This is a genomic window from Aquamicrobium ahrensii (assembly GCF_040545755.1).
GTDB classification, from domain to species: Bacteria; Pseudomonadota; Alphaproteobacteria; order Rhizobiales; family Rhizobiaceae; genus Mesorhizobium; species Mesorhizobium ahrensii.
Window position 1 is genome coordinate 74,232 of sequence record NZ_JBEPMN010000017.1, and the last position, 7,022, is coordinate 81,253.

The following is a 7,022-nucleotide window of genomic DNA, read 5'->3' on the forward strand; positions in this document are numbered from 1 at the left end:
CGCGGCAGGCTTGAAACGGGACGCGAACGCGTTCATAGAGATCGCAGGCGCCTGAAACGGCGCAAAGGAGCATCAAGATGGCACACAAGAAAGCTGGCGGTTCGTCGCGCAACGGTCGCGATTCAGAGTCGAAGCGCCTTGGCGTGAAGAAGTTTGGCGGGGAATCCGTGATTCCCGGCAACATCATTATTCGTCAACGCGGCACCCAATGGCATCCCGGCGTCAACGTCGGCATGGGCAAGGATCATACCCTTTTCGCTCTTGAAACAGGCGCCGTGTCGTTTGCGAAGAAAGCCAACGGCCGAACCTACGTGTCGGTAAACCCGATGCCGAAAGCCGCGGAGTAGCCGGTTTCCGCACCACAAACACCGGCGCCCCATCTCGGGAACCGGTGTCTGGCCAGACCAGAAAAGGATCAGGGGAGATGGGTCGCCATCTCCCTTTTTTCTTTGCCCTGGAGGGACTAGGCCATGGTCGTCGCGAAGGAAGACGCCGAAGATTACTACGACCTGAGAATAGACTGCCCGGTTCTGGTGACCGAGCGGCTGGTGCTGCGCGCGCCGCACGAGGAAGACGTCGAGGATCTGGTCGTTCTGGCCGACAACCGCCGCGTCGCCGAAATGCTGGGCCGCATGCCGCATCCCTATGGCGAGGCGGAAGCCCGCGCCTTCATCGCCAACAGCAAGCTCGCTGGTCTCGGCGGCGCGGTCTATGCGCTCACGCTTGCCGACAATGGCGCGCTGGTCGGTTGCGCGGGCCTTACCCGCAACGAGCGGGGGCTGGAACTCGGCTACTGGATCGGTGAGCCTTACTGGGGCAGGGGTTACGCGACCGAAGCGGCGCATGCGCTGGTCGATCTCGCCTTCCGCGCGACCGACATCAATGCGCTGCACGCCTCGTGCCGGGTCATCAATCCGGCTTCCCGGCGCGTCATCCACAAGTGCGGCTTCCAGTATGCCGGGCAGGGCATGCTGAATTCGCTGGTCGTCGGCAAGGCGCCGATCGAGCGCTATCGTCTCGATCGGCGCACCTGGTCCAGCCTACGGTCATGGGCCCGGTCTTGAGCGGCGAATGGGACGCTGACGGCTTACCCGACCACCGTCCATACCGGCTGGTGGTCGGAGCCCTCGGCGTCGTTGTCGATCCAGCAATCCCGGACGCGGCCGGCGAGGCCTGGCGAGACGAAGCAGTAGTCGAGCCGCGAATGCTTGCCGGCGCCGGAAAGATCGGTCCAGCTCACGCTTCCCTCCGGTGGCGGGCCGGCGAGGCGCGAGGCGTCGACCGGATGATGGGCGACTATGCGGCGGCCGAACAGCGTGTCGGGCGCGCCGGTCATCTCGGCGTATTCAGGCTCGTCCGGGCGCATGTTGAAATCGCCCATGAGGATGAAGTCCTCGGGGCAGGGCGGTTCGGGAAAGCCGTATTCGCCCGCGCCGGTAATCGCGCCGCCCTCCATCGGATAGGCGAAGACGCGTTCCTTCAGGTGGCGGATCTGCATGATCCGCTCCTCCGCGCTGACGTGATCGAGATGAATGCTGTAGATGCGCAACGGCCCGAGCGGGGTGACGATCAGCCCCTCCAGAGCGGCGCGCTGCAGATTGGCCTTGTCGTAGGTGCGGCTGCGGGGCAGGAAGAGATTGCGGCAGGAGACGACCGGCCAGCGCGACAAAAGCATGTTGCCGAACTGGAAGCGCAAGGCCGGTTTGGGCGAGTCCGGCCCGGAGGGGGCGGGGTTCGGTATCAGCGCGCCGAAATCGATGTCCATGGCCGCGCCATAGACATGATGATGATCCGGCAAAAGCGCGGTGAGGCCCGCCACCATGTCGATGCCGTCATTGGTGGGATAGTTGCGGGTGACCTCCTGCAGTGCGATGATATCGGCCCCGGCGACGCTGGCTGCGATGCGCTCCAGGTCCACCTTGCCGTCGCGCCCGACGCCGAACTGCACGTTGTAGGTCACCAGCTTCATTCGATTCCCCCTGCCGCACGCCCGAGCCGGCGTAGTCATCCATGCCGATTTCAGCACGGGTGGCCTCGCACTTCGCCGCACCTTAGGCTAGTGAAGGCACTTTCATGAAACGCAATAGCAGCGAAAGCGGCGCAGTCCGATGAAATTTCTCGATCAGGCCAAGGTTCACATACGCTCCGGTGACGGCGGCGCCGGCGCGGTGTCGTTCCGCCGCGAAAAATTCATCGAGTTCGGCGGGCCGGACGGCGGCGACGGCGGCCGGGGCGGCGATGTCTGGGCGGAAGCCGTCGACGGGCTCAACACGCTGATCGACTACCGCTACCAGCAGCATTACAAGGCGCAGACCGGCGTGCACGGCATGGGCCGCAACCGCACCGGCGCAAAGGGCGCGGATGCGGTGCTGAAAGTGCCGGCCGGCACGCAGATTTTCGAGGACGACAACGAGACCCTGATCTGCGACCTGACCGAGCCCGGCCAACGCTATCTGCTTGGCAAGGGCGGCAATGGCGGCTTCGGCAACCAGCATTTCAAGACTTCCACCAATCAGGCTCCGCGCCGCGCCAATCCCGGCCTGCCGGGAGTGGAGAAAAGCATCTGGCTGCGGCTCAAGCTGATCGCGGACGCCGGGTTGGTCGGTCTGCCCAATGCGGGGAAATCCACCTTCCTCGCCACCGTTACGGCTGCGAAGCCGAAGATCGCGGACTACCCCTTCACCACGCTCCATCCGGGTCTCGGTGTGGCGCGCGTCGATGCGCGCGAATTTGTCATCGCCGATATTCCTGGCCTCATCGAAGGCGCGCATGAGGGCGTCGGCATCGGTGACCGTTTCCTGGGCCATGTCGAGCGCACGCGGGTTCTGCTGCATCTGGTTTCGGCGCAGGAGGAGCATCCGGGCAAGGTCTACAAGACGGTGCGCGGCGAGCTGGAGGCTTACGGTCATGGCCTTGCCGAAAAGTCTGAGGTGCTGGCCCTGGCCCAGGTCGATACGATCGACGAGGATGAGCGCCGGAAGAAGATTGCGGCGTTGAAGCGTGCTTCCGGCAAGACGCCGCTTCTGTTGTCGGCGGCGACCGGCGAAGGCGTGGAGGCCGTGCTGCGCGCCCTGATGGCCGTGGTGGAAGAAGCACGGGGGGAAGCCGCGCCCCGGGCCAACGACGTCGACGACCGCTGGAAAGCCTGATTGCATGAGCGCTCTTTCGCTGAAGGATTATCGCCGCATCACGGTCAAGATCGGCTCGGCCCTGCTGGTCGACCGCAATACAGGACTGAAGCGCGACTGGCTGGCTTCGCTGGCCGACGATATTGGCGCGTTGGCCGCGAACGGTGCGGAAATCCTCGTCGTGTCGTCGGGAGCCATCGCGCTGGGGCGCACCATGCTGGGGCTTGGGCGCAGGGCGCTGAAGCTTGAGGAAAGCCAAGCGGCGGCGGCCGTCGGCCAGATCGCGCTCGCCGGCGCATGGGCCGAAGCCTTGGGCAAGCATGAGCTGACATCCGGCCAGATTCTGCTGACGCTGGGCGACACCGAGGAGCGTCGGCGCTATCTCAACGCCCGCGCCACCATCTCGACGCTGCTCAAGATGAAGGCGGTGCCGGTCATCAACGAGAACGACACGGTCGCCACCTCCGAAATCCGCTATGGGGACAACGATCGTCTGGCGGCGCGCGTCGCCACCATGATGGGGGCGGACCTGCTGGTGCTGCTCTCCGATATAGACGGGCTCTACACCGCCCCGCCGACGCTGGACCCGAACGCCGAATTCATTCCTGTTGTCGAGCGCATCACGCCCGATATCGAGGCGATGGCGGGGGCGGCCGCCTCCGAACTGTCGCGCGGCGGCATGCGCACCAAGCTCGACGCAGGCAAGATCGCGACGGGCGCTGGAACGGCCATGGTCATCACCGCCGGCACGCGCCAGTCGCCGCTGATGGCGATCGAGCGCGGCGAGCGCGCCACCCTGTTCCGGCCCAGCACGCATCCGGTGAAGGGCTACAAGACATGGATCGCCGGCCAGCTCGAACCGGCGGGGCGATTGACCGTGGACGATGGCGCTGTGAAGGCGCTTCTGTCAGGCAAATCCCTGTTGCCGGCCGGCGTGCGGCAGGTGGCCGGCAATTTCTCGCGCGGCGACACTGTCGCGATTCTCGGGCCGGACAGAAGCGAGATCGCGCGCGGTCTGGTTGCCTACGACGCTGCCGATGCCGTAAGAATTGCGGGGCTGAAGACGACGCAGATCGAGGCCGTGCTGGGTTACGAGGCCCGCTCGGCCATGATCCACCGCGACGACCTTGTGGTGAATGGCAATGGCATCGAGATATAGCAGGCTGTTCCTGGAGTTCCGGAGATGCTGAACGTGACCGAAAACGCTGCACTGGATACGATCGCATTGATGGCCGAAATCGGCCGCAAGGCGCGCGCCGCAGCCCGACCGCTGGCTATAGCTTCCGCCGAGCGAAAGCATGCCGCGCTGGTCGCGATGGCCTCGGCCATCACCCGCCGCGAGCAGCAAATCCTCGACGCCAACGCCCTCGATAGGGCCAATGGCGAGGAGGCCGGCCTGTCTTCCGCCATGCTCGACCGGCTGAAACTCAATGGGCAGCGCATTCGCGCCATTGCCGACGGCATCAGGGCGATTGCCGAACTGCGCGATCCCGTGGGCGACGTGATTGCCGAATGGGACCGTCCCAACGGGCTGCATATCGAGCGTGTACGCACGCCGCTTGGCGTCGTCGGCGTCATTTATGAAAGCCGGCCGAATGTGACGGCGGATGCCGGCGCGCTCTGCCTGAAGGCCGGCAATGCGGTCATCCTGCGCGGCGGATCGGATTCGCTGAACTCGTCTGGCGCCATTCATGCCTGCCTGGTCGAAGGGCTGGAGGCCGCCGGTCTGCCGGGAGACGCGATCCAGCTCGTGCCGGTGAGCGACCGTGCGGCCGTGGGTGAAATGCTGAAAGGGCTGGGCGGCAATCTCGATGTGATCATCCCGCGCGGCGGCCGCAGTCTGGTCGAGCGCGTGCAAAGGGAGGCGCGCGTACCGGTATTCGCGCATCTGGAAGGCATCTGCCATCTTTATATCGACAAGTCGGCTGGTCAGGACATGGCGGTGAAGCTGGCGGTGAACGCCAAGATGCGCCGTACCGGCATCTGCGGCGCAGCCGAGACGCTGCTGGTCGACCGCGCCGTCGCCTCCACGCATCTGACGCCGGTTCTGACAGCTTTGCGCGACGCGGGCTGTACGATCCGTGCCGATGAAGAGGTGCAGGCCATTTTCGCGGATGCGGAACCCGCCACGGAAGAGGACTGGCGCACGGAATATCTCGACGCCATCATCTCGGCGAAGCTGGTGGACGGTGTGGCCGGAGCCATCGGGCACATCGAAACCTATTCCTCGCATCACACTGAAGCCATCGTGGCCGAGGATGCCGCGGCGGTCGAAAAATTCTTCAACGAGATCGATTCGGCGATCCTGCTGCACAACGCCTCGACCCAGTTCGCGGATGGCGGCGAGTTCGGCATGGGGGCGGAGATCGGTATCGCCACCGGCAAGATGCATGCGCGGGGACCGGTGGGGGTCGAGCAGCTCACTTCCTTCAAGTACCGGGTGCGCGGATCGGGCCAGGTGCGGCCTTGACCACGCCGCACCAGCTTTAATCAGGATTTTCAGGGAGGCGGAACCATGCCCAGCCAATCGCCGCCGCCCGCCTGTCTGCGTATGCCGCATGTCGAGAAGGGCATGCAGGTGGGGTTGTTCGGCGGCTCCTTCAATCCGCCGCATGCCGGCCATGTACTGGTGGCGGACATAGCACTGCGCCGTCTGGCGCTTGACCAACTCTGGTGGATGGTGACGCCCGGCAACCCGCTGAAAAGCACGCGCGAACTTGCGCCGTTATCGCAACGCATCGAGCGTTCCCAGGCCATCACACCCAATCCGCGCATCAAGGTTACCGCGTTCGAGGCGGCCTGGCATGTGCGCTATACGGCCGATACGCTGGCGCTGGTGCGGGCCCGCAATCCGGGCGTCGACTTCGTGTGGATCATGGGAGCCGACAGCCTGCGCGATTTCCATCGCTGGGAACGCTGGCGAGAGATCATGCTGACATTCCCGGTTGCCGTCATAGACCGGCCGGGCGCGACGCTCGCCTTCCTGTCGTCGACCGTCGCCAAAACTTTCGACTATGCGCGTGTGGATGAAGCGGATGCGCCGCGCCTTGCACGCATGAAGGCGCCGGCATGGACCTTCATCCACGGGCCGCGGTCGACGCTTTCATCGACCGCGATCCGCAACGGCCACGCCGGCACTGTTCGGCGCTGAGGCTTTTCTTGAACATCTGCGGGAAAAGGCGATTGCCCTGTTGCTTTTTCCGATTCGCCAGCCTATATCGCGGACCTCGGCTGCGCCCATCGTCTAGCGGTCAGGACGGCGCCCTCTCACGGCGCAAACAGGGGTTCGATTCCCCTTGGGCGTACCAATAACTTCAAGCACGTAGATACATGTTGCGTAGGGGTTATCAACTAATCAGCCTTCAACATTGATGGACATGCTCATCATTCAATCGTGATCGTTGGAGGCGGTCGGAATCCCTCGCCCGACAGTTGATGCCAGACAGTTTTCCTTCCCGCCGCTCCGATAGGCCCATAACGGCCTGCAGATACGCGACGGCTTCGCGCTTGCAGCGGGCCCTATATTTTTGATAGAAGCTCCTGCAGCGCCGCCGCTTCCAGAATCTGGTCAGCCAGCAGCTTCTTCAGCTTCGCATTCTCGTCTTCCAGAGCCTTCAGGCGTCTGACGTCGGACACGTCCATCCCGCCATACTTCGCCTTCCGGTTATACAGAGTCGCCTCCGAGACCCCGTGTTTGCGGGCCAGATCGCCCGACTTCGCACCCGCCTCATATTCGCGCAGAACCGTCGTGATCTGCTCTTCCGTAAATCGCTTCCGCTTCATCAGTCCGTCCTTCGACCTGGTCTGCCCCCTGAAAAGTGGTCCTCCCTGAAGTAGGCTATTGAGCCGTTGGAGAGGACGTTGGAATGCCCCAGAAGAAGCATAAGCCCGAAG

7 protein-coding genes, 1 tRNA gene and 1 pseudogene are annotated in these 7,022 nt (G+C 64.2%); 7 read left to right on the forward strand and 2 right to left on the reverse strand.

Annotated elements, in window-relative coordinates; all coding sequences use genetic code 11:
- The first annotated feature begins 77 nt into the window (after positions 1-77).
- Positions 78-347, forward strand: a complete 270-nt coding sequence (gene rpmA / locus ABID44_RS16690) for a 50S ribosomal protein L27 (RefSeq protein WP_354152837.1) — start codon at positions 78-80, stop codon at positions 345-347.
- 123 nt (positions 348-470) lie between these two features.
- Positions 471-1,064 (forward strand): GNAT family N-acetyltransferase, encoded by a 594-nt coding sequence (locus ABID44_RS16695; RefSeq protein WP_354152838.1) that lies wholly within the window; start codon positions 471-473, stop codon positions 1,062-1,064.
- A 23-nt stretch (positions 1,065-1,087) separates the two neighbouring features.
- Here ABID44_RS16695 and ABID44_RS16700 read toward each other — a convergent pair whose 3' ends face one another.
- A complete protein-coding gene (locus ABID44_RS16700; protein WP_354152839.1) occupies positions 1,088-1,969 on the reverse strand; it encodes an endonuclease/exonuclease/phosphatase family protein in 882 nt (293 codons plus the stop codon).
- Between the two features lie 139 nt (positions 1,970-2,108).
- Between ABID44_RS16700 and obgE the strand changes: the two genes are divergently transcribed.
- The 5 genes from obgE (at position 2,109) to ABID44_RS16725 (ending at position 6,436) form a co-directional block, all read left to right on the forward strand.
- Positions 2,109-3,149: a GTPase ObgE gene (gene obgE / locus ABID44_RS16705; RefSeq protein WP_354152840.1), complete on the forward strand. Its 1,041-nt coding sequence runs from the start codon at positions 2,109-2,111 to the stop codon at positions 3,147-3,149.
- A 4-nt stretch (positions 3,150-3,153) separates the two neighbouring features.
- Positions 3,154-4,287, forward strand: a complete 1,134-nt coding sequence (gene proB / locus ABID44_RS16710) for a glutamate 5-kinase (RefSeq protein WP_354152841.1) — start codon at positions 3,154-3,156, stop codon at positions 4,285-4,287.
- Positions 4,288-4,311: 24 nt separating this feature from the next.
- Complete coding sequence (locus ABID44_RS16715) at positions 4,312-5,598, forward strand: glutamate-5-semialdehyde dehydrogenase (RefSeq protein WP_354152842.1); 1,287 nt, start codon at positions 4,312-4,314, stop codon at positions 5,596-5,598.
- 81 nt (positions 5,599-5,679) lie between these two features.
- Positions 5,680-6,279 carry a nicotinate-nucleotide adenylyltransferase gene (locus ABID44_RS16720; protein ID WP_354152846.1) on the forward strand — a complete coding sequence of 200 codons (600 nt, stop codon included), beginning with the start codon at positions 5,680-5,682 and terminating at the stop codon, positions 6,277-6,279.
- A gap of 82 nt (positions 6,280-6,361) precedes the next feature.
- A tRNA-Glu gene (locus ABID44_RS16725) sits at positions 6,362-6,436 on the forward strand.
- Positions 6,437-6,583: 147 nt separating this feature from the next.
- On the opposite strand, the pseudogene ABID44_RS16730 reads toward ABID44_RS16725, so the two are convergent.
- Positions 6,584-6,911, reverse strand: a pseudogene (locus tag ABID44_RS16730) (transposase); the annotation flags it as partial.
- Between the last annotated feature and the right edge of the window lie 111 nt (positions 6,912-7,022).